The following is a 20193-nucleotide window of genomic DNA, read 5'->3' on the forward strand; positions in this document are numbered from 1 at the left end:
TATAGACATTAACTAGCTAATTTACTGCAAAAATAGTCGTTGTCAAAAATATTCTGTTATACCCAGTGAACCTTAAAATAAAAACACGTAAACTTAGGTTTTACATTTAATTGCGGTTTTTCTTTGTCACAACAGCCTATAGATCATTTTCTCTTGTTAACTAATGCAAAAGAAGTGCTAAAAAACACCTTTGGTTATGATCACTATAGAGACGGTCAAGCTGAAGTGATTACAAATATAATTAATCATAAAGATGTGTTGGTCTTAATGCCAACTGGTGGTGGTAAATCTTTGTGTTATCAAATTCCAGCCATGATATTGCCGGGGTTAACGATTGTCATTTCCCCATTGATTTCGTTAATGAAAGATCAAGTTGATGCGCTGTTAGCTAATGGTGTTAGTGCCGCTTATATCAACTCAAACTTATCACCTGAAGAAATATTTAATGTGTATAAAGGCATGCAAGATGGTTTTTATAAGCTTATATATGTTGCTCCTGAAAGGTTAATGCAAGTTGATTTTATCGCGCGCCTTCAGTCATTGAGTATCAGTTTAATTGCTGTGGATGAAGCACACTGTGTCTCTCATTGGGGACACGACTTTCGCAAAGATTACCGATTACTTGGTCAACTAAAAGAAAAACTTCCTAATACGCCTGTGATGGGCTTAACCGCTACTGCTGACTTAGCTACTCGAGCTGACATTGCTCACCAACTACGTTTAGATAACCCTTTTATATTTAAAGGCAGTTTTGATCGACCTAACATTCGATACAATCAAATCACCAAATATAAAGCTACTGATCAAGCGATTAGTTTTGTTAAGCAACAAGATGGTAGCGGTATTATTTATTGCAATAGCCGCAGAAAAGTAGACGAGTTATCTGTGGCGCTAGCTAAACAAGGTGTAAGTTGTGCTGGTTATCATGCTGGGTTAGAAGGGGCGATACGGGATAAAATTCAACGTGATTTTATTCAAGATAGAATTGATGTGATTGTCGCAACAGTGGCATTTGGTATGGGCATTGATAAATCAAACGTGCGTTTTGTCGTGCATTTTGACTTACCCCGTAGTATTGAATCATATTATCAAGAAATTGGTCGAGCTGGGCGAGATGGTATGCCTGCTGAGGCGTTATTGTTATTTGATGAAAAAGACGCGGCACGTATCCGTCAATGGATATCTTCTGGTGAAAACCCAGAAAGAAATGCTGTTGAACTGCAAAAGTTTGCGGCAATGGAAGCTTTTGGTGAAGCACAAACTTGTAGACGTCAAATTCTGCTTAATTATTTTGCTGAGTATTCAGCAGGGCATTGCGGAAACTGTGATATTTGCCTAGATCCACCCAAAGCTTTCGACGGAACGGTTGATGCTCAGAAGATTCTTTCCTGTGTTCTACGATTACAACAAAATGTCGCTAGTCAATACGTCATTGATGTCTTACGTGGTAAACAATTAAAACGTATTTTTGAAAATCAGCATGAACAACTTTCTACCTTTGGTATAGGAAAACAACAATCAGATGAGTATTGGCATAACCTGATTAATCAATTAATTCATCGAGGCTTGTTACGAGTTGATATCACCCAAAATGCTGTATTGAAATTAACCGAAGAAGCACGGCCTATGTTGAAAAACACCCAGTCTTTGCAATTAGCGGTGCCAAGGTTGACTGTCAACTTAGGCAAAAAATCTAAATTCCAAGCGCAAGATTATGACCGAGCATTATTTGCCAAGCTTAAACATTTACGTAAAGTCATTGCAGAACAAGATGATGTACCACCTTTTGTGGTGTTTAGTGATGCAACTCTGGCTGATATGGCCAATAAATGCCCTGAGTCTTCGTCTGAATTTTTAGATATCCATGGCGTGGGTGCTACTAAGTTAGAGCGATATGGTGTGCGATTTATTGAAGCGATTAGTAAGCATATTAATAAATAATCTAAGATCTTAGTTCGTCTTTGTATGGGTTAGTAGTAGTATCTCTGACATAATCTTTATTGTTTAATAAATTGATATAATCCATGGCTGTAAAAGAAGTTTCTCGTAAAAATAAAGATCAAAATGTTGAAAAACTAAAGATCCCACCACATTCTATCGAAGCCGAGCAGTCTGTCTTGGGCAGCATGTTAATTGCTCCTGACTCTTGGGATAAAGTGGCAGAAATTGTAGTGGAAGATGATTTTTACAATCATTCCCATCAAGTTATTTATCGTTCTATTTTAGGTTTGTTATCGAAGAATGAACCCATTGATTTAATTACTGTTTCTGAACATTTAGAAAATTTAGATGAATTAGAAGCAGCCGGCGGTTTTGCTTATTTAGGTGAGCTGGCACGGAATACACCAAGCTCAGCTAACGTGACTGCATATGCGCAAATTATTAAAGAGCGCGCAGTGACTCGTGAGTTAATCGGTGTGGCTCACGAAATTGCGGATACAGGTTATAATCCAGAAGGCCGAAATAGTGGCGAAATTTTGGATATGGCCGAAAGTAAGGTCTTCGAAATTGCTGAAAAAAGAACCGGCAAAAACGAAGGCCCTAAAAATGTTGAATCGGTGCTAGGTAAAACCATAGATCGATTAGAAGAGCTGGTTAAAAGTAATAAAGACGTGACAGGTGTGTCTACTGGATACACTGACTTAGATAAAAAAACCAGTGGTTTACAACCTTCTGACTTAATTATTCTCGCAGCACGTCCATCTATGGGGAAAACGACATTCGCCATGAACCTGTGCGAGAACGCAATGTTGTTGGAAACTAAGCCTGTATTAGTATTTAGTCTAGAAATGCCTGCAGAACAAATCATGATGCGTATGCTGGCGTCTTTAAGTCGTGTCGATCAGACCAAAGTGCGTACCGCTCAATTGGACGATGAAGATTGGGCTAGAATGTCAAATACTATGGCTATGTTAAAAGATAAAGATAACCTGTTTATTGATGACTCTTCGGGCCTAACTCCGATGGAAGTCAGGACCCGGGCAAGAAAATTAGCCCGAGATAAAGGTGGTATAAGTTTAATCATGATCGATTATTTGCAACTTATGCAAGTGCCTGGTTTAAGTGATAACCGTACCTTAGAAATTGCCGAAATATCTCGTTCTTTGAAATCTCTAGCAAAAGAGCTAGAAGTGCCAGTTGTTGCTCTATCTCAGTTAAATCGTAGTCTAGAACAAAGAAGTGATAAAAGGCCGATAAACTCGGATTTACGGGAATCAGGTTCCATAGAGCAAGATGCGGATTTGATCATGTTCATTTATAGAGACGAAGTCTATAACGAACAAAGTACCGAAAAAGGGATTGCCGAAATTATCATTGGTAAACAACGTAATGGCCCGATAGGGACATCTAGATTAACCTTCCAAGGGCAGTTTTCGCGCTTCGATAATTATGCTGGCCCAGCCATAGAAGATGAGTATTAATAGCAATTAGTGATAATGATTTTTGCTAGCTGAACACTTATATTTATTGGTTTATATCATATTAAAGACAAAAAAAAGAGATGCTAAAAGCATCTCTTTTTTTGTGTTAAGACTAACTTACTTCTTAACTTTTACTCTTGTGCTTGCAGTTACTTTAGCCGTAATGCGACGGTTAATTTTATGTGCAGCAGCAGTATTAGACGTATCTAATAATTGAGTTTCACCGAAACCTTTAACAGTTAAGCGATTAGGATTAATGCCGTATTCTTTAACAAATAAGTCACTAACAGCTTTAGCTCGTTTTTCAGAAAGCATCATGTTGTAGCCTGCATCACCTGGTGCTGATGCATGTCCTTCAATCACTGTATCTGTTGATGGGAATCGTTTCATGAAGTCAGCAAATTCTTTAAGCTGAGGATCAAGAGGATATTGCACAACGGCACTGTTATTAGCGAATAATACTTTAATATTCACTGACACTTGTTCTTCAGTAAATATGCTACAGCCATTTGCATCAACTTTGTCTTCAGCTGGTGTGTTAGCACATTTATCTTTACCATCTACAACACCGTCGTTATCAGTATCTATTGATTGAGCAACGATTGCGCAACCTTTACTATCAACTTTAGTTCCGTATGGAGTATTGGCACAGCTATCCATGTTATTGCTAACGCCATCATTATCACTGTCTTTAGAAGCTGCTGGAGCCGAACTCGCGCCAAATGCATAAGCAAGACCTAACTTGTATCCCATATGGGTATTGTCAGTGTCTAAATTCTGATATGCCGCAATTTCAGTAATAATTTTAAAGTTTTCGTTTAGATCCCAGTGCTTACCTAAACCTAAATCTAGGTAGTAATCACTTTCTGCAATCTTGGTACGCTTCACACCACCGAAGACATAGAACAAGTCATCTTCTAGGAAATATAACGCATCTGCACCAAAGCGATTACTTGAATAGTCGCTAGGAGTGGCATCGATATCAAAGCTTGAAGCTTCAATTCGAGCAGCCCACTGTGGTTTAAATCTAAAACCAAATTCCACTCCTAAGCCTTTACCACTATCTAAGTAGAAAGGCGCGCCAGTTTCGGCATGATCAGTTTTGTAATATTCAACAAACCCACCAACCCACTTTTCGCCTTCTTTATTTGACTCAGCTTGTACACTTGAAGTCATAGCTAAAGCAATTGCACTAGCGACTAATAATTTTTTCATCTGTGATTTTCCTTAAAATTTTAAATGTCATTAAATATTTGCTAATTCTACCATTAAATTTGTAGATCGAAACATCCTTTATTTCATTCCCCTGATAACGTCGCAATTAAGTGACGGCTACCAGCTCTGTTGCGATGTTCGCCTAGTATTATTCCTTGCCACATACCTAACGCCAGCGCACCGTCACTTATAGGGACGGACACGTGGCTGCCAAGTAAACTGGCTTTAATATGAGCGGGCATATCATCAGCCCCTTCATAGTTATGCAGATAATAGGCCATATTATCTGGTACCATCTTATTGATATGTGTCTCCATATCTTGCCTAACGGTAGGATCGGCATTTTCGTTGATGGTTAAACTGGCACTCGTATGCTGGATAAACAGGTGCAATAAACCCGTCGATATATTTGCCAAATCGCTCAATTGGCTCACTACCTCATCAGTAATAAGGTGATAACCTCTAGATTTGGGCTTTAAAATTAAACGTTGTTGAGTCCACATAACTTACTTATTAAAACACATTTCTAAATATAAATTACCCGATGGGTGGGTAAATGGCATGACCATTTTTTTCCCATCGACTTGATGATCAATTGTATGATTTTTGCCTGAGACTATCATAGGGGTTGCCATACCAAAGTTGTATCCTTTTTGGTCAAGATCATTTTTAGCCCCTCCACAAATCATGTTTGTTATTTCGCCTACCATATCATTCACATCTGAATTGATGCCTTCTGGCTTTTCACCTAACATTTTGTGCATGATTTCAAGGACTAAACTTTCTTCAAAGGAGATAGAAAGAGAACCTTTAATATCGTCTCCTACCATACCTATTAATCCGGATACATCGCCACCTGCCTGATTATTTCCCTTTTTTTGGGGTTTACCGGGAGTCAGTTTTGTCTGGGCCATAGTTTCTATCACATTGAGTAATGCAATAATAAATGGATTAATAAATTCAGAATTCATTTACGCAAATTTTCCTTAATTTCAGGCTCTTATTGACAAGCTGAACAGGTTCCGTGGGCTTCGATTGTTTGTTTTAATACATTAAATCCAACAGAGTTAGCTTGTTTATTTAATGTATCTTTTAATCCTACCGATTGTATTTCTTGCACTTCACCACACGTGTCACAAATTAAAAATTGTACAGGATGATGGCAATCAAAATGATGGCAAGCAACAAAAGCATTAGTTGATTCGATTTTATGAATCAAGCCAAATTCCAGTAAAAAATCTAGCGTGCGATATATAGTAGCCGGTTTCGCATTAGCTTCTGTTAATTTAAGTTCATCGAGTAATTCATAAGCGCCAACTGCTCCTTCATGACCTAATAATAGGGCGTAGATTTTTTCTCTTAATAGAGTGAATCTAGCACCTTTATCTTCACAAAACTGCCTTGCTTTGTATATTTGTGACTCAACATTTTGTTGATCAGTAATAATCACTTGATTTCCTTCAAAATAAACGGGTGAATAATAGCACTAATCATCGTTTATGAGGTAGTGGTATTAAAATTTTTGCATCATCTTAATTCTATCATGCATATCTTGGATTTTGCGTGTTAATCTTACCATCAATATAGTCAGTGTTAACCTTTATTATGATTGAACAAAATATAACTATTAGCCACGAAACATTAGCCATTTGGTTTGTTTTTAGTGGCGATAAAATGTTAATTCCAAAAGAAAACTCACATTTACTCAAGTGTCGTTGGCAAAACTTAGCATTTGCTCATGCATATAAACAACAAATTGTTAAAATTGGTAGTTATAAAGAATTACCGTGTTTGTTAGTCGACATGGGCAACGAAACGATTGACGAAGAAGATTTAGCACTGGTGGGCTTGCGTAGTGTATTAAATGAATGTTCAGATACCTTTTTTGGCATAGCTGCAAGGTCTTGGCAAGTCGCTTTGTTTATCCGAACCCATAGGTTTTGTGGCCAATGTGGTTCTAAAATGCAACAAGTTGATTGGGAAATGGCTATGCAATGTATGCGTTGCAGTCATAGGTGTTACCCGAGAATTTCACCATGTATTATAGTTGCGATACGTAACAAAGATAAAATCCTCTTGGCGCAAGGAAAGTCCCAGCAATCACGAAATATGTATTCTATTATCGCAGGATTTGTTGAAAGTGGCGAAACCTTAGAACAAGCGGTGCATAGAGAAGTCTTTGAGGAAGTAGGGATTAAAGTCAAAAACCTTAAATATTTTGCCAGTCAGCCTTGGCCTTTCCCTCATGCATTAATGATGGGCTATTTAGCTGATTTTGATTCATGCGATATTCAAGTCGACGGCAAAGAAATACTAAGAGCTGGTTGGTTTGATATCAGTGAATTGCCTAATATCCCACCTAAACTTTCTATTGCGGGACAACTCATAGAACAAACTATTACAGAGATTCAACAAAGTTCTTGCTAACCAGCTTAGTTAAACAGATATAGCAACAAGGTTTGAATTTTTAGTGTTTAGAATGTTTGAAATTTAATCAACACAAACAAACTGTTCAACTTTTTGTCTAATTTACTTAGCTTCAAGCCGTAAAGCCGCTACAATACTGCCAATTTTTATGCCTGATACAATCAAATTGTCATTGGGCGAGCTTTATTATGACTAGAGGTAACTGATGCAAGAATTGCAGAACGATCGATATTTAAGGGCTTTGTTACGCCAACCCGTAGACGTCACACCTGTATGGATGATGCGCCAAGCTGGTCGATACTTACCTGAATATAAAGCGACACGCGCAGTGGCAGGAGATTTTATGTCCCTCTGCAAAAATGCAGAATTAGCTTGTGAAGTGACTTTACAACCCTTACGTCGATTTGATCTAGATGCAGCAATTCTTTTTTCCGATATTTTAACTATTCCTGATGCAATGGGATTAGGCCTGTATTTTGAAACAGGGGAAGGCCCAAGATTTGAACGACCACTAACTTGTATGGGGGATATTAAAAAATTACCCGTTTTAGATCCAGAAGATGAATTGGGTTATGTGATGAACGCTGTGCGGACCATCCGTAAAAATTTGCAGGGCCAAGTCCCTTTAATTGGTTTTTCTGGCAGCCCATGGACTTTAGCTACTTATATGATCGAAGGAGGCTCAAGTAAGGCTTTTACTAAAATCAAAAAAATGGCTTTTAGTGAACCTCAAGCTTTACATCTATTGTTAGATAAACTTGCGGACTCTGTAATTTTGTATTTAAACGCCCAAATCGCCGCTGGAACCCAGTCTGTTATGGTATTTGATACATGGGGTGGTGTGTTATCAGGTCGTGATTACAATGAGTTTTCGTTACGTTATATGCATAAAATTGTTGATGGTCTAACTCGTGAAAATGACGGCCGTAAAGTGCCAGTGACCCTATTTACTAAAAATGCCGGATTATGGCTTGAATCAATAGCTGCTACTGGATGTGATGCGGTTGGTCTGGATTGGACTGTAGATATGGCTGATGCGAAAAAACGTATTGGCGATAAAGTGGCCTTGCAAGGTAATATGGACCCTTCTATGTTATATGCCCCAGCAGAGAGAATTGAACAAGAAGTACAATTAATACTCGATGGTTTTGGTAAAGGTGATGGCCATGTATTTAACCTAGGACATGGTATTCATTTAGATGTCCCACCGGAAAATGCCAAGGTATTTATTGATGCGGTACATAAGTTGAGTAAACCTTTTCATCTTTAATTCTTGTTATTTCAGCTAAAACCATAATTTTTGTTGTGATAAAGGCTCGATTGATTTCAATCGAGCCTTTATATAGCAGTTGTTATCTAACTTAATTGTTTCTGTGCGTGCGTTCTTAATTCAATTGCTACCTTGCACTTCTGTTAAATCATTGCCTTCATACTCAGCGCATACATAACCAATAAAACCTGAGTCAGTGAAAACTTAACTCAGGTTAATGTGTACCCTATGAATTTGATTAATTACTTTTTTTGAAAATGACTTCTTTACCGTTAGTCGTCAACTGTTTTGCTGAAACGTGAATACAATCTTGGTCAATTTCTAATAGACCTATACCTGCACTATTAAGCAAAGTGCGCACATTTTGTCCTTTCGGTTTTCTGTGTTGTATGCGCATATTTCTGCGTTGGGTAAACCAATTTAGTGGTGAATATTTACTATATAAAACACGGTTGAGAGTGTCGAACCAGTTGAGTAATTTTTCGGGGAATTGGTTCTTAATACCGCTACTGGTAATTTGCGTAATATTAGGGCTATTTTGTCTAAAACGTAAACTAATGTCATAAACAAAAGAATAGTGAACATCACCAGATAAAATAACAAAATTGGGTGGCGTTTTACGGTTACGAAAAATATTCAACATCACACTAGCCGTCCCCTTATGGGCCATCCAATTCTCAGCATCTACTGTTAGAGCTTTACCAAAAAAGGTAAAAATTCGTTGAATGGTTTCGATTAATTTAACGCCGAATATCGGTGCAGCAGATACCATTATTACCGACTTTTGGCCTATAAGTTCTTGCTGTAAGTCACACAAAGCTTCCCAATCCATTAAGCCTGATGGTTTAGTTAAACTAGACTCTGAACGCCATCGTTGGGTTCTGGTGTCGAGCACAACAAGCTTAGGGCTAGTCGCTAAATGATAATGCCAATGCTCCCAGGCTAATAACTTATCGACTAATTCGTCGTGTTCAATTATTCCTCGCTTGGTAAAATGACTAGTGCATAAATCTTTTAATGGCTGCAGAGTGTTTGGGCAATTCCCCCAACCTTGGCATAACCAATAGCCAATCAAAGCATTGCCCACAATACGTTTAGCAAATTCATTTTGGTAAACGGCTTCTTCCCAACCTCGGGTTAAATTCCAGTCGTCTGTGATGTCATGGTCATCGAATATCATGTAAACAGGAACGTGTGCTAATGCTCTGCGAACTTTTGCTAACCCTGTAGCAAACTTTTCTATAGCCATTTTTTCTTTGCCAAAAATAGACTTAAATTTTTTTGGTATGGGGTCGTCAGATAGGGTTATCCGTTGCCACATTTCTGGGGACCAAGTTAAAATATACATAGCCATTACTTCAGCAAAAGACATTAAGTGGTTATTGGCATTATCAGAAGTAAATATAGGCTTTTTTTTGGCGCTGAAAAAATTGTTATAGGTGTTTTCTGTTGTTGGGGTATCAGGTAGTAAAGCAGGGCGTTGGTAATAACAATCTGTATGCTGAAAAATCTCTTTACTGTTTTTAACTACAGATCCATTGATGTCTTCATGAAACAAACCGAGTTGTTCTATCGTTTGTTTGATCGCAACTAAGGTTGGTCCTGCTACATCGTCTGCATAAATTTGGTCGCCTGCCATCATGAGTAGGTTGGGGGGATCGACCTCTCCGTTGAGAGATTTTTCTAGCTGTATATCAACCAAGCATAGTCCATCGTCACTGTTGTGGTGGGGCTTACGACAGGATCCATGTAGAATACGTTTTATGTCATTAGATATAACAAAGCTGGGGTGAGATTGTTGTGGATAGAGTAAATCTGCACATACTTGGCTAACTGAAAATATTTGTCGATCTGTATTAATTAAATTTATTTCATAACTGACCCTAGAGCCTGATGGAATGACACTTGAAGGGGTTATTGTGATTATGTTTACGAAGGCGTGTGAACCTACTTGCACTTGAGAAATTTGTTGATTGGTTAATTCTTCATCAAACCAAATAGACGGTTTGTCTTGCTCGAAAAGTTTAACTGCAAAATTGTAATCACATTTTGTCACTAACCAAAAACACACCTGCTCTGCGCTAGCATGCCTAACAATAGGGCCCGCTAGTACAGAGGGTAAGACTTGCAAATTTGTTATCGTCAAAAGGCTTACTTAAATAATTGGTTTAAATAAGCGGCGATTCTGACTCCGCCCATTTGTAATCGTTGTTTCACTGAGGGTAATTGTTGGTATTGATAAGCCCAAGATATTTTATCTTCTTTGGGATAAGCTTTTTTTCTAATTTCGGCACTTTCTGCAATCCATATCAATGGGTCAGTATTCATCCATTCTTTGGCTTGTTGCTTAGATATTTTTTTATTGAGTCTGTCAGTCCATTCTGTATAGGATAACTTTTGGTTATCAATTAACTCTGAATCCCAAACTCGGTGTAGATTAGAGTCTTGCCAAAAAAACTGCAACTTCACATCATTACCGCCTCTATCTTTACCATTTCCAGCGTGAAAAGGTTGATGTAAATCTCCAATAATGTGGACAATAAATCTCAAGGCTAATTGTTTTTCGGCAAGGCTGGAATGTTCGCTCTTTAGTTGTTTGCTAAAGTTTGCCAAAGCTGTAACCGCATTGCCTTCAGGTGGTGGCGCCACGTCAGAATAAGTTTTATTGTCAAAAACATTCACATAGTGCCAAGGGCTAGCCGTTTTTTTCCAAAATTCACTAGGATCAGAACGCATTTCATCAGGGTAAGTTGACGCTTCTGCTAAGTCTTCATTTGGTAATAATGCTGAAATAGCTGCCTGTGTTTTTGCTGTCAGATATTGTTCAGCAATAGCTCCTGTTACCCTGTGGCCTGTTTGCCCCCAACTCAACGCTTGGAAGCTGGTAACAGTTATAGAGATACCCAGTAATAATTTATTTAATTTCATCTGTTATTTTCGCTTCTAAGGTTACTTTTGTTATGCAAATTTTGCTCTTAAGGCATCAATAAGGCGCTGATGAATACCAGCAAAACTGCCATTACTCATGACTAAAATATGGTCGCCTGGCTGGGCATAGGAAACAATTGATTTCACAAGTATATCCATGTCTTTATATAACATAGCGGTGATCTTACTTTGGGCTAATAAATCCTCCATAGACCAAGTTAGGCTGGTGGGTTCAAATATAAATACATGATCTGCTTGATCCCAAGATGCAGCAAGTGTGTCTTTGTGTATACCCATTTTCATGGTATTAGATCTTGGTTCTAGGACTGCTAATATTCGAGCTTCACCTACTTTTGCTCTTAAGCCATTAATGGTTGTGGCTATAGCAGTTGGATGATGAGCAAAGTCATCATATAAAGTAATATCGTTAATTTGTGCTTTGACTTCCATTCTGCGTTTTACATTAACAAATTTGCCAAGTGCTTCTATAGCCAAATCGCTTTTCACACCACTGTGTTTAGCTGCGGCAATAGCCATTAATGCATTGTTGATATTGTGTTCCCCAAGTAAGTGCCAATTTACTGTGCCGCAGTTTTGCCCTTTAAATAATACATCGAACTGAGAACCATCAGCTGTTGCATTATCTGCTTGCCAATCACCTCCTATTGATTGAACTGGAGTCCAGCAACCCATATCTAAAACACGGGTTAAATTGTGATCATTTTTGGGATGTAATACCAAACCATTATTGGGCACCATACGTAATAAATGATGGAATTGTTTTTGAATGGCGGCTAAGTCCTCAAAAATATCAGCGTGGTCGAACTCTAAATTGTTTAATATTAATGTGTTAGGACGGTAGTGAACGAACTTGGAGCGTTTATCAAAAAAAGCACTATCGTATTCGTCAGCTTCTATCACAAAAAAAGGACTGTCACCTAAACGGGCAGAGACATCAAAATTTTGCGGTATTCCCCCGATTAAAAAACCAGGGTTTAAGTCTGCATATTCTAATATCCAAGCCAACATACTGGCTGTGCTTGTTTTACCATGAGTGCCGGCTACGGCAATTACCCAGCGATCTTTAAGTACATTTTCTAGTAACCACTGTGGGCCACTTATATAGGCTAATTTTTTGTCAAGCACGTATTCAACAGCTTGATTACCACGAGAAAGTGCGTTGCCGATAATTACAATATCAGGTTGCGGAGAAAATTGAACAGGATCGTAACCTTCAAATAATTCAATACCTAAAGACTCTAATTGGGTGCTCATGGGGGGATAAACGTTGCTGTCGGAACCTGTTACTTTGTGCCCCATAGCTTTAGCTATAGCGGCAATACCGCCCATGAAAGTGCCACAAATGCCTAATATATGAAGATGCATAAACTGCCAAGATAAAATAATAATGAGCTTAGATTATCAGAACAATATTATTGAACCCAATCAAGATTGTAAAAATATGCGAATTTATCTCAAACTTGGCTAATTAGAGTGAGTTCAGCAATTTTTAATTAATAGTTATAATGAATTCCGTTAGATTACTGGGATTGTTATTCTTAGTAGGTACAATATATCTTGTATTGTGGTGATAGTAATAAAAATAAATATGCCACTTATCTTTGTCCCTACAAACCATAAGGTAGTAAATACTAATGAAAAGATTAAATTCACAACTTCAAGAAGATGGCGCACCAATGGAGTTAATTTTATTATTAAGAACTCTATTAGCTGGCTGTAAAGAAATTTCATTTCGGGTTAGTCAAGGGGCATTAGCTGGGGTATTAGGTTCCACCTTAAGTGAAAATGTACAAGGTGAAACTCAGAAAAAGTTAGATGTTATTTCTAACCAAATATTAAAAGATATCTTAAGAGAGTCTGGGTACGTAAAAGCTATCTCATCAGAAGAAGAAGATGATGTAGTGGGATGTAATCCCAATGGTAACTACCTTGTGAGTTTTGATCCTCTTGATGGTTCGTCTAACACTGATATTAACAGCTTGATAGGTACGATATTTTCAATTACTCACGCTCCTCAGTGGATGGAACCCGATGACCCATCGGCATTTTTACAGCCAGGTACTCAAATTGTAGCGGCAGGGTATGTTCTGTATGGCCCGTCTACTATGATGGCATTGACGACAGGTAAAGGTACTCATTTATACACTTTAGATAAAACCCATGGCGGATTTTTGTTAACTACTGCTAATGTTAAAATATCTGAAGAAACGTCTGAGTTTTCAATTAACGCTTCCAATCAACGTCATTGGGAATCACCAATACAAAACTACGTTAACGATTTACTTGCAGGTACTGAAGGCCCAAGAGAAAGAGACTTTAACATGCGTTGGGTGGCGGCTATGGTTGGTGATATCCATAGAGTTTTATCTCGTGGTGGTATTTTTATGTATCCGTATGACGCGAGGGATCCAAATAAAGCAGGGAAATTACGCCTATTATACGAAGCAAACCCAATGGCTTTTTTAGTTGAACAGGCTGGTGGTTTAGCTGATACGGGGGCCGGACGTATAATGGAAGTCATGCCAACTGAAATTCATCAAAGAGTACCTGTTCTTTTAGGTTCTAAAAATGAAGTGGAACATTGTTTAACTTATAACAAATAGGTTTGACAATATTTTGCTAGATGGGGCTGATACTTATTAGCCCCAAGCCTAATGTTTTTATAACAGTATTTAACTGCACTTAAACACTCAGGCACAGCTTAAAAACAAATGAATTGTATATTTATTCTAGCCATTTTGAGGTATATGCATTTCTTGCTCGAAGATATTTTTATTTTTCATTCTGAAATTCCACACTAATTGAAAATTGGTCTGACACGTAACTGTTGCGCTGGAACCAGTAAATAAAACTCGTCAATTAAACAACTCGTTAGGTAGTTAATAAATACTAACATGTCAGGTGAAACGCTTGTATATTCTGTCAGTTAATAGCGTTTAGTTGTTGTTTTTGGGGTGTTTTAGATTCTTTAATTATGGATTAAATGCATATTTCAGAACTAGTTGGTGCCATTAAATTTGTTGAACTAATTTGCTAAATTTGATTGAATGGTGATTCGGCCTGACCAATTTGCAAGTTGTTAGCTAAAAGGTTCCGCTGTTACATGTTTTGCTTGTTGTTGATTTGATGAACCAGTTCAGCAACTCTTATTATTAAACGACTTTTATAGTTAGGTGTTATCGTGATCCAGAAACTTCATTTACATCCAGACCGGTTATTTAGTTCAGACCCTGTACAACGTGACATAGCTAGAAGACTCTATAATAAGATTAAAGATTTACCTATTGTCAGCCCTCATGGGCACACTGACCCTAGCTGGTTTGCCGATAATGAATGTTTTTCGAATGCAACTGAGTTGTTAGTGCAACCTGACCATTATTTATTACGAATGTTGTTTAGTCATGGTATTCCTTTAGAGTCTTTAGGTTTTACAAGTAAAACTACTGTGCCAGAAAACGAACAAGTCAAAGTAGAAAGCGATCCTAAAGTAATCTGGCGTACCTTTGCTGAGCATTACTTTTTGTTTCAAGGTACTCCAACCAGTATTTGGTTAGATTATGTGTTTACTAATGTGTTCAACATGGAATACGCCCTTTGTGTAGAAAATGCTGACGATTATTATCAGCAAATTACCTCAGCTTTGCAGCAGGATTCTTTTAAACCTAGGGCCTTATTTGAGCGCTTTAATATTGAAGTTATAGCTACAACTGAAGGGGCATTAGATGATCTTCGATATCATAAAAAGATTAAAGAAAGTGGTTGGGATGGCCGAGTCATAACTGCTTTTCGACCAGATAATGTGACGGATCCTGAATTTGAAGGTTTCGAAGATAACTTAACTAAATTGGCTGAAATTACTGGTATCAATATTGATAGTTTTGCAGGTTATTTAGCTAGCTTACAAAATAGACGTAACTATTTTAAAGAGATGGGGGCTACTTCCACCGACCATGGGCATCCAACCGCCAGAACGTTAGATTTAGCTGACGATGAAAAAGAAGCCTTATATCAAAAAATTCGTTCTACAGATTTTACCCCTGAAGAAGCCGATCGTTTCCGGGCCCAAATGTTAACTGAGCTGGCATCCATGAGTATTGAAGACGGCCTAGTCATGCAAATTCATCCAGGAGTCTACCGGAATCATAACCAGCCGCTTTTTGAAAAATTTGCCCGTGATAAAGGTGCTGATATTCCGGTTCAAGTTGAATTTGTCGAGAATTTACGTCCTTTATTGAACAAGTATGGCTGTCACCCAAAAATGAATATTATTGTGTTCACTTTAGATGAAACTACCTATTCAAGAGAGTTGGCGCCCTTGGCTGGTCACTATCCTGCTTTAAAACTTGGGCCTGCTTGGTGGTTCCATGATAGTCCAGAAGGAATGCGACGTTATCGTCAGCAAGTGACTGAAACAGCAGGGTTTTACAATACGGTAGGGTTTAATGATGACACGCGGGCATTTTTGTCTATTCCTGCTAGACATGATGTCGCTCGTCGTATGGATTGTGCTTTTTTAGCCGAGCTGGTATCTGATCACAGATTAACAGAACAACAAGCCGAACAAATTTCTTATGACCTTTCTTATAATTTGGTGAAGCAAGCCTATTATTTATAATACACCCAGACATATAGTGACTTTACCCCTTGGCTTCAGCGTCTTTAGTCCAATTTGATTTTACCTTGTTACATAGAGTGATATTTTTACTTAAAATTTGGTATTAGAGACTAAATAGTTGGCCTATGCCTGCCGTTGAAGCCATGGCTAATGATCCCCAAAAAGTCACTCTTATAGCACCGGTAAAAATTGATGCTCCACCTGTTTTGGCTGCAATTGCACCTAGCAGAGATAAAAAGACTAAGGAGCCTATTGCCACTAAAGGAATTAATAAATTAAGTGGCATTAGCCAAGCTATTATTAATGGAAAAGCAGCGCCTATTGTGAAGGTTATTGCAGAATATAGTGCAGCTTGCACAGGTTGAGCTGTTCCAGTATCACAAATGCCTATGTCATCTCTAGCATGAGCGCCAAGTGCGTCGTATTCCATTAACTGTTGCGCGACTTGTTTGGCAATAGCGGGTTCCACCCCTCTGTCCTGGTAAATTTTGCTAAGTTCATCTTGCTCAAATTCAAAATTTTGCTCTATAGATTTTTGTTCAATCGCAAGGTCAGCTTTTTCAGTATCGGCCTGTGAGCTGACCGACACATATTCCCCCGCAGCCATAGACATTGCTCCAGCGACTAGTCCTGCTAATCCGGCTATAAGTATCCCTTGTTGGCTTGTGTTAGCTGCGGCCACCCCAACAATAAGACTCGCGGTTGAAACAATACCGTCATTTGCACCCATTACAGCGGCACGAAGCCAACCGGTTCGGTGTGATAAGTGGGTATGATGCTTATATTGATTCATAAAACTGTTTACTATTGCAAAAGATAAAAAATCAAGGCTTAATTCTCTGGTCTTAGTGACAAATTTTTATCTAACTGTTTATTTAAAATGTATGTTAGGAATAATGACACCACTTTGTGAATTTGTCGTATATTTAATATGAAATTTACTCTGCTGTATAATTTTAATAGGGAAAATTAAATATGAAGACAGACATAACAATTTATTTGTTAGAAGATAATTCAGATGACATCTATCTTTTCAAGCAGATTGTTAATGCAGATGATAGCTGTAGATATATAACTGTCGATTTTGCTTCAGTAACAAGTTTGCAAAAGTCTCTTGAATATATAATTCCTGACTTGTTAGTTATTGATTTAAATATCTCAGAAAGTCTAGGTTTACAAACGTTAAAAGATGTAAAAGAGATAAGCCAAGATCTTCCTATCATTGTTTTAACCGGTAGTGATGAAACGCTAGGTTTACAAGCAATAAAGTTAGGGGCTCAAGATTACCTATTAAAGGATGAAGTCAGCACTCACTCTCTTAAGCGGGCAATCTCATATGCGAGAGAGCGCAGCGTTTTGTATGCTGCACTTGAAGAATTAGCAATTAAGGATAAGTTGACGGATCTATATAATCGAGCTGCTTTTGATCACAGATTAGAAAATTTTGAAGCTGATTATGTCCGATATCAAAGATCTTATGCAGCCATACTGTTTGATATTAACGGGTTTAAGTTGATCAATGATAATTATGGGCATGGGGTTGGAGACATTATTTTACAGCAAGTTGCCCACCGTTTGAAAATGTTTAATCGAGCGAGTGATTTTATTTGTCGCTTTGGTGGAGATGAGTTTTTGTTAATTGCTCCCAGCGTTACCTGTGCTGAATCTTTAACTGAAATAATAGAAAATAAAAGGGCAATAATAGATGATAAATATGCTCTTAAGTCACCTGATAATGAATTAATTACTGTAGATGTGTCGATTGCCATTGGCGGAGCGATTCGCGGACTAGATGCAAAAAGCCCTTATGACTTAGTTCAGGCTGCAGATAAAAATATGTATGCAGACAAGGGCAATAAATCAATTTCTAAGTGTTGGTAAAGTTTAACACTCCGCAAGAGTAAGAAAAAATTTATATATAGTTAACTATATATAAATAGATCGAATACTCCTAAGGTTAACCTCTATTTTTATAAATCATTGGATTTATTAAATAAATTTGATCGAATTATCTGCTTTTAGCGCTGGCGCTTTGTAATTATTTTTGCTGTAATGGCATTAACTACGGGCATCTTAGCGTACGATATGAATATTGGCTGGCGTCAGTACATCAAAACTAAATTTAGAAAAGCATCTAAGTTCCATTCTGTTGGGATTGAATTTGGTGTGCATAATTTGCATATATCAAGTTTACAAAAGTCTAATGGCCAATTAATTTGGGTTAAACAACATTCTTTAAGTAAAGAAAATTGGCAACATCAGCTAAAACATTACGTTGAACAAAATAAATTGCAAAGCACTAAATGTAATGTAGTGTTATCAATATCTAAATATCAAATCATGCATTTAGATCGACCAGCAGTAGACGATTCTGAGCTAGTACAAGCATTACAATGGAGTGTTAAAGAGAACCTGCCTGGTGACGAAGATTTAGTTGTTGATTATTTTGATCCCCCCACATCGTCATCTGGTATAAAACAAGTCAATGTGGTTGCCGTTACCAAAAGTGAAATTTGTTCGATTCGTGATGGTATTTTGGAAGCGGCTTTAGTCTTAGAAAAAATATGCATAGAAGAATTGTCAATTTGCAACCTGATCCCTTTTAGCGAAGATGCAGCGATTGTATTAAAACAAGAGCAGGGTGGACAACTAAGCTTAAATATTATCAAACAAAGTAAGCTGTTTTTTTCTCGCCGACTTAATGGTTATGAAAATTTGGGCAGTTTGTCAGCTGAAGAATTATCTATGGGAATCGTGGATAATTTAGGCTTGGAAGTACAACGTTCTATGGACTATTTTGAGAGTCAATTACGTCAAGCGCCAGTTAAAAAACTGTATCTTGTATTGGATAGCACTCACCAAGATGTAATAGCAGATCTTATAAAAGATTTAGTGTATGTGTCTGTTGTGCCGTTTGAGCCAGAAATTCAAAAAGAACAGGACTTATCGCTAAATCCAAAAAGTTTTACAAGTTTAGCGGCAGCTCTAGCTAGCGATAAGGTACTTGCCGAATGAAGCTTAATATAAATCTGTATACAGCCGACCTTCAACCTAAACTTAGAGTGCTTTCTTTACCTTTTGTGGTTGCAGTCTGGCTAATCCTTGTTGTTGTTGCTGTTTTAATTAATAGCTACGTTTCTTTTTCTCAACAAGAATTGATGACAGAACTTGAGCAAACGCAGAATAATAACAGTCAACAAAGTGCGTTAATTAAATCCTTGCAAGATGAGTATGATGGATTAGTCACGGACCCTAAATTATTAGCTGAAGTAGCAACTAAACAGCAAATAATTAAGATGAAAAAGCGAGTTTATGTTGAATTGGTTGGCCAAGATACACAAAAACGTACTGGTTTTGCAGATTTGATGATTGATTTAGCTGAGAATCATCAGAAAGAATTATGGCTCACTCGGATATATATGGATAGCACCAGTGTCACTATTGAAGGTGCTACCCAAGACTCTGAATATATTCCAATGTGGGTCAACAAATTAAGTGACTCTAGTTTTTTTCGAGGACAAGAGTTTTCTGACACACGAATATTTCGAGATGATGAAGGATTATTGAATTTTATTTTGACCAAAGATGCAGATACACAAACTGCTCAGGCGGTGGCAAATGAGTGAATCTAAAGTATCTGAATTTTCTAAACTTTCAGATAAGTTCATAGAGTTAAGCACGCGAGAGCAAGTGTTATTGTTTTTGGCAGGTGTCGCGTTGATTGTATATTTGCTTTACACATTACTGTTAGAGCCTACATTTGATAAAACACAAATGTTGAATACCAATATTATCGCTGAGAAAGAGCAACAGCAAACGGTGAAGTTGCAGTTAGAAAAATTAACCAATGGTGTTCAGGTCGACCTTAATATTGAAGTTCGTCAGCGTATTGAAAAATTAAATCAAGAAATCAATGCCTTAGACGAAAAATTACAAAATAAGATAAGTAATTTAGTGCCAGCTAAGCAGATGGTAGAAGTGCTAGAAAGTGTATTAAAAAATAGTAAAGATATTAAATTAATTGCACTAAATTCGATTCCACCTACGCCTTTATATTTGGGTGAAACTAATACAGATAAACCTAAAGAGGTTGCTGAACTTTATCATCATGGTGTTAAGCTAGTTTTTGAAGGGTCTTACTTTGCGATACAAGCTTATTTAGAAAAACTAGAATCTCTGAAGTGGAAGTTTTATTGGAAAAAGTTCGAATACAAGGTTGAAGAATACCCTGCTAGTCGAGTTGAACTAGAAATTTTTACTGTAAGCACCAGTAAAGCTTTTATGGGAGTATAGGT

Annotated in this window: 18 protein-coding genes; 10 read left to right on the forward strand and 8 right to left on the reverse strand. The window is 37.6% G+C overall.

Annotated elements, in window-relative coordinates:
• The first annotated feature begins 123 nt into the window (after window positions 1-123).
• On the forward strand, window positions 124-1941 hold the full coding sequence (recQ, locus tag GQR87_RS00785; protein ID WP_233267365.1) for a DNA helicase RecQ: 1818 nt from the start codon (window positions 124-126) through the stop codon (window positions 1939-1941).
• Window positions 1942-2024: 83 nt separating this feature from the next.
• Window positions 2025-3422, forward strand: a complete 1398-nt coding sequence (dnaB, locus tag GQR87_RS00790) for a replicative DNA helicase (protein ID WP_158965595.1) — start codon at window positions 2025-2027, stop codon at window positions 3420-3422.
• Window positions 3423-3539: 117 nt separating this feature from the next.
• On the opposite strand, the gene GQR87_RS00795 is transcribed toward dnaB, so the two are convergent.
• The 4 genes from GQR87_RS00795 to GQR87_RS00810 all read right to left on the reverse strand — a co-directional run bounded on the left by GQR87_RS00795 (window position 3540) and on the right by GQR87_RS00810 (window position 6087).
• A complete protein-coding gene (locus GQR87_RS00795; protein ID WP_158965599.1) occupies window positions 3540-4637 on the reverse strand; it encodes an OmpA family protein in 1098 nt (365 codons plus the stop codon).
• Window positions 4638-4720: 83 nt separating this feature from the next.
• Entirely contained in the window at window positions 4721-5140 is a 420-nt protein-coding gene (locus GQR87_RS00800; RefSeq protein ID WP_158965601.1) for a secondary thiamine-phosphate synthase enzyme YjbQ, read from the reverse strand.
• Between the two features lie 3 nt (window positions 5141-5143).
• Window positions 5144-5608: a chemotaxis protein CheX gene (locus GQR87_RS00805; RefSeq protein WP_158965603.1), complete on the reverse strand. Its 465-nt coding sequence runs from the start codon at window positions 5606-5608 to the stop codon at window positions 5144-5146.
• A gap of 29 nt (window positions 5609-5637) precedes the next feature.
• Window positions 5638-6087, reverse strand: coding sequence for a transcriptional repressor (locus tag GQR87_RS00810; protein ID WP_370459616.1), 450 nt, complete (start codon window positions 6085-6087; stop codon window positions 5638-5640).
• Between the two features lie 155 nt (window positions 6088-6242).
• Here GQR87_RS00810 and nudC point away from each other — a divergent pair, with 155 nt between their 5' ends.
• Entirely contained in the window at window positions 6243-7064 is an 822-nt protein-coding gene (nudC, locus tag GQR87_RS00815; RefSeq protein ID WP_158965605.1) for an NAD(+) diphosphatase, read from the forward strand.
• 205 nt (window positions 7065-7269) lie between these two features.
• Window positions 7270-8334 (forward strand): uroporphyrinogen decarboxylase, encoded by a 1065-nt coding sequence (gene hemE / locus GQR87_RS00820; protein WP_158965607.1) that lies wholly within the window; start codon window positions 7270-7272, stop codon window positions 8332-8334.
• Window positions 8335-8572: 238 nt separating this feature from the next.
• Here the strand turns inward: hemE and GQR87_RS00825 are convergent, their stop codons facing one another.
• From GQR87_RS00825 to mpl, 3 genes are read right to left on the reverse strand one after another with little or no spacing between them, the layout of a single operon-like run.
• Window positions 8573-10480, reverse strand: a complete 1908-nt coding sequence (locus GQR87_RS00825) for an alkaline phosphatase family protein (RefSeq protein ID WP_199271667.1) — start codon at window positions 10478-10480, stop codon at window positions 8573-8575.
• A gap of 5 nt (window positions 10481-10485) precedes the next feature.
• Window positions 10486-11262 carry a S1/P1 nuclease gene (locus tag GQR87_RS00830; protein WP_158965609.1) on the reverse strand — a complete coding sequence of 259 codons (777 nt, stop codon included), beginning with the start codon at window positions 11260-11262 and terminating at the stop codon, window positions 10486-10488.
• Window positions 11263-11292: 30 nt separating this feature from the next.
• Window positions 11293-12648: a UDP-N-acetylmuramate:L-alanyl-gamma-D-glutamyl-meso-diaminopimelate ligase gene (mpl, locus tag GQR87_RS00835; RefSeq protein ID WP_158965611.1), complete on the reverse strand. Its 1356-nt coding sequence runs from the start codon at window positions 12646-12648 to the stop codon at window positions 11293-11295.
• Window positions 12649-12917: 269 nt separating this feature from the next.
• On the opposite strand from mpl, the gene GQR87_RS00840 reads away from it, so the two are divergent.
• Window positions 12918-13886: a class 1 fructose-bisphosphatase gene (locus tag GQR87_RS00840; RefSeq protein WP_158965613.1), complete on the forward strand. Its 969-nt coding sequence runs from the start codon at window positions 12918-12920 to the stop codon at window positions 13884-13886.
• A gap of 578 nt (window positions 13887-14464) precedes the next feature.
• A complete protein-coding gene (gene uxaC / locus GQR87_RS00845) occupies window positions 14465-15898 on the forward strand; it encodes a glucuronate isomerase (RefSeq protein ID WP_199271668.1) in 1434 nt (477 codons plus the stop codon).
• A 103-nt stretch (window positions 15899-16001) separates the two neighbouring features.
• Here uxaC and GQR87_RS00850 read toward each other — a convergent pair whose 3' ends face one another.
• Complete coding sequence (locus GQR87_RS00850; RefSeq protein ID WP_158965615.1) at window positions 16002-16691, reverse strand: VIT family protein; 690 nt, start codon at window positions 16689-16691, stop codon at window positions 16002-16004.
• A gap of 182 nt (window positions 16692-16873) precedes the next feature.
• On the opposite strand from GQR87_RS00850, the gene GQR87_RS00855 reads away from it, so the two are divergent.
• The 4 genes from GQR87_RS00855 (at window position 16874) to gspM (ending at window position 20191) form a co-directional block, all read left to right on the forward strand.
• A complete protein-coding gene (locus tag GQR87_RS00855) occupies window positions 16874-17779 on the forward strand; it encodes a GGDEF domain-containing response regulator (RefSeq protein WP_158965617.1) in 906 nt (301 codons plus the stop codon).
• A gap of 204 nt (window positions 17780-17983) precedes the next feature.
• Window positions 17984-18913 (forward strand): MSHA biogenesis protein MshI, encoded by a 930-nt coding sequence (locus GQR87_RS00860; RefSeq protein ID WP_158965619.1) that lies wholly within the window; start codon window positions 17984-17986, stop codon window positions 18911-18913.
• Window positions 18910-19524 (forward strand): PilN domain-containing protein, encoded by a 615-nt coding sequence (locus GQR87_RS00865; protein ID WP_158965621.1) that lies wholly within the window; start codon window positions 18910-18912, stop codon window positions 19522-19524. Before GQR87_RS00860 ends, GQR87_RS00865 begins: the two co-directional genes overlap by 4 nt.
• Complete coding sequence (gene gspM / locus GQR87_RS00870) at window positions 19517-20191, forward strand: type II secretion system protein GspM (RefSeq protein WP_158965623.1); 675 nt, start codon at window positions 19517-19519, stop codon at window positions 20189-20191. Before GQR87_RS00865 ends, gspM begins: the two co-directional genes overlap by 8 nt.
• The last annotated feature ends 2 nt before the right edge of the window (window positions 20192-20193 follow it).

It is taken from the genome of Paraglaciecola sp. L3A3 (assembly GCF_009796765.1).
Taxonomy (GTDB): Bacteria; Pseudomonadota; Gammaproteobacteria; order Enterobacterales; family Alteromonadaceae; genus Paraglaciecola.

Coding starts and splice junctions, on each gene's coding strand:
- GQR87_RS00800 (WP_158965601.1), bottom strand. CDS start 5,140: ATGTGGACTCAACAACGTTTAATTTTAAAGCCCAAATCTAGAGGTTAT.
- GQR87_RS00805 (WP_158965603.1), bottom strand. CDS start 5,608: ATGAATTCTGAATTTATTAATCCATTTATTATTGCATTACTCAATGTG.
- GQR87_RS00840 (WP_158965613.1), top strand. CDS start 12,918: ATGAAAAGATTAAATTCACAACTTCAAGAAGATGGCGCACCAATGGAG.
- dnaB (WP_158965595.1), top strand. CDS start 2,025: ATGGCTGTAAAAGAAGTTTCTCGTAAAAATAAAGATCAAAATGTTGAA.
- mpl (WP_158965611.1), bottom strand. CDS start 12,648: ATGCATCTTCATATATTAGGCATTTGTGGCACTTTCATGGGCGGTATT.
- GQR87_RS00830 (WP_158965609.1), bottom strand. CDS start 11,262: ATGAAATTAAATAAATTATTACTGGGTATCTCTATAACTGTTACCAGC.
- gspM (WP_158965623.1), top strand. CDS start 19,517: ATGAGTGAATCTAAAGTATCTGAATTTTCTAAACTTTCAGATAAGTTC.
- GQR87_RS00860 (WP_158965619.1), top strand. CDS start 17,984: ATGAATATTGGCTGGCGTCAGTACATCAAAACTAAATTTAGAAAAGCA.
- GQR87_RS00795 (WP_158965599.1), bottom strand. CDS start 4,637: ATGAAAAAATTATTAGTCGCTAGTGCAATTGCTTTAGCTATGACTTCA.
- GQR87_RS00850 (WP_158965615.1), bottom strand. CDS start 16,691: ATGAATCAATATAAGCATCATACCCACTTATCACACCGAACCGGTTGG.
- GQR87_RS00855 (WP_158965617.1), top strand. CDS start 16,874: ATGAAGACAGACATAACAATTTATTTGTTAGAAGATAATTCAGATGAC.
- GQR87_RS00865 (WP_158965621.1), top strand. CDS start 18,910: ATGAAGCTTAATATAAATCTGTATACAGCCGACCTTCAACCTAAACTT.
- hemE (WP_158965607.1), top strand. CDS start 7,270: ATGCAAGAATTGCAGAACGATCGATATTTAAGGGCTTTGTTACGCCAA.
- nudC (WP_158965605.1), top strand. CDS start 6,243: ATGATTGAACAAAATATAACTATTAGCCACGAAACATTAGCCATTTGG.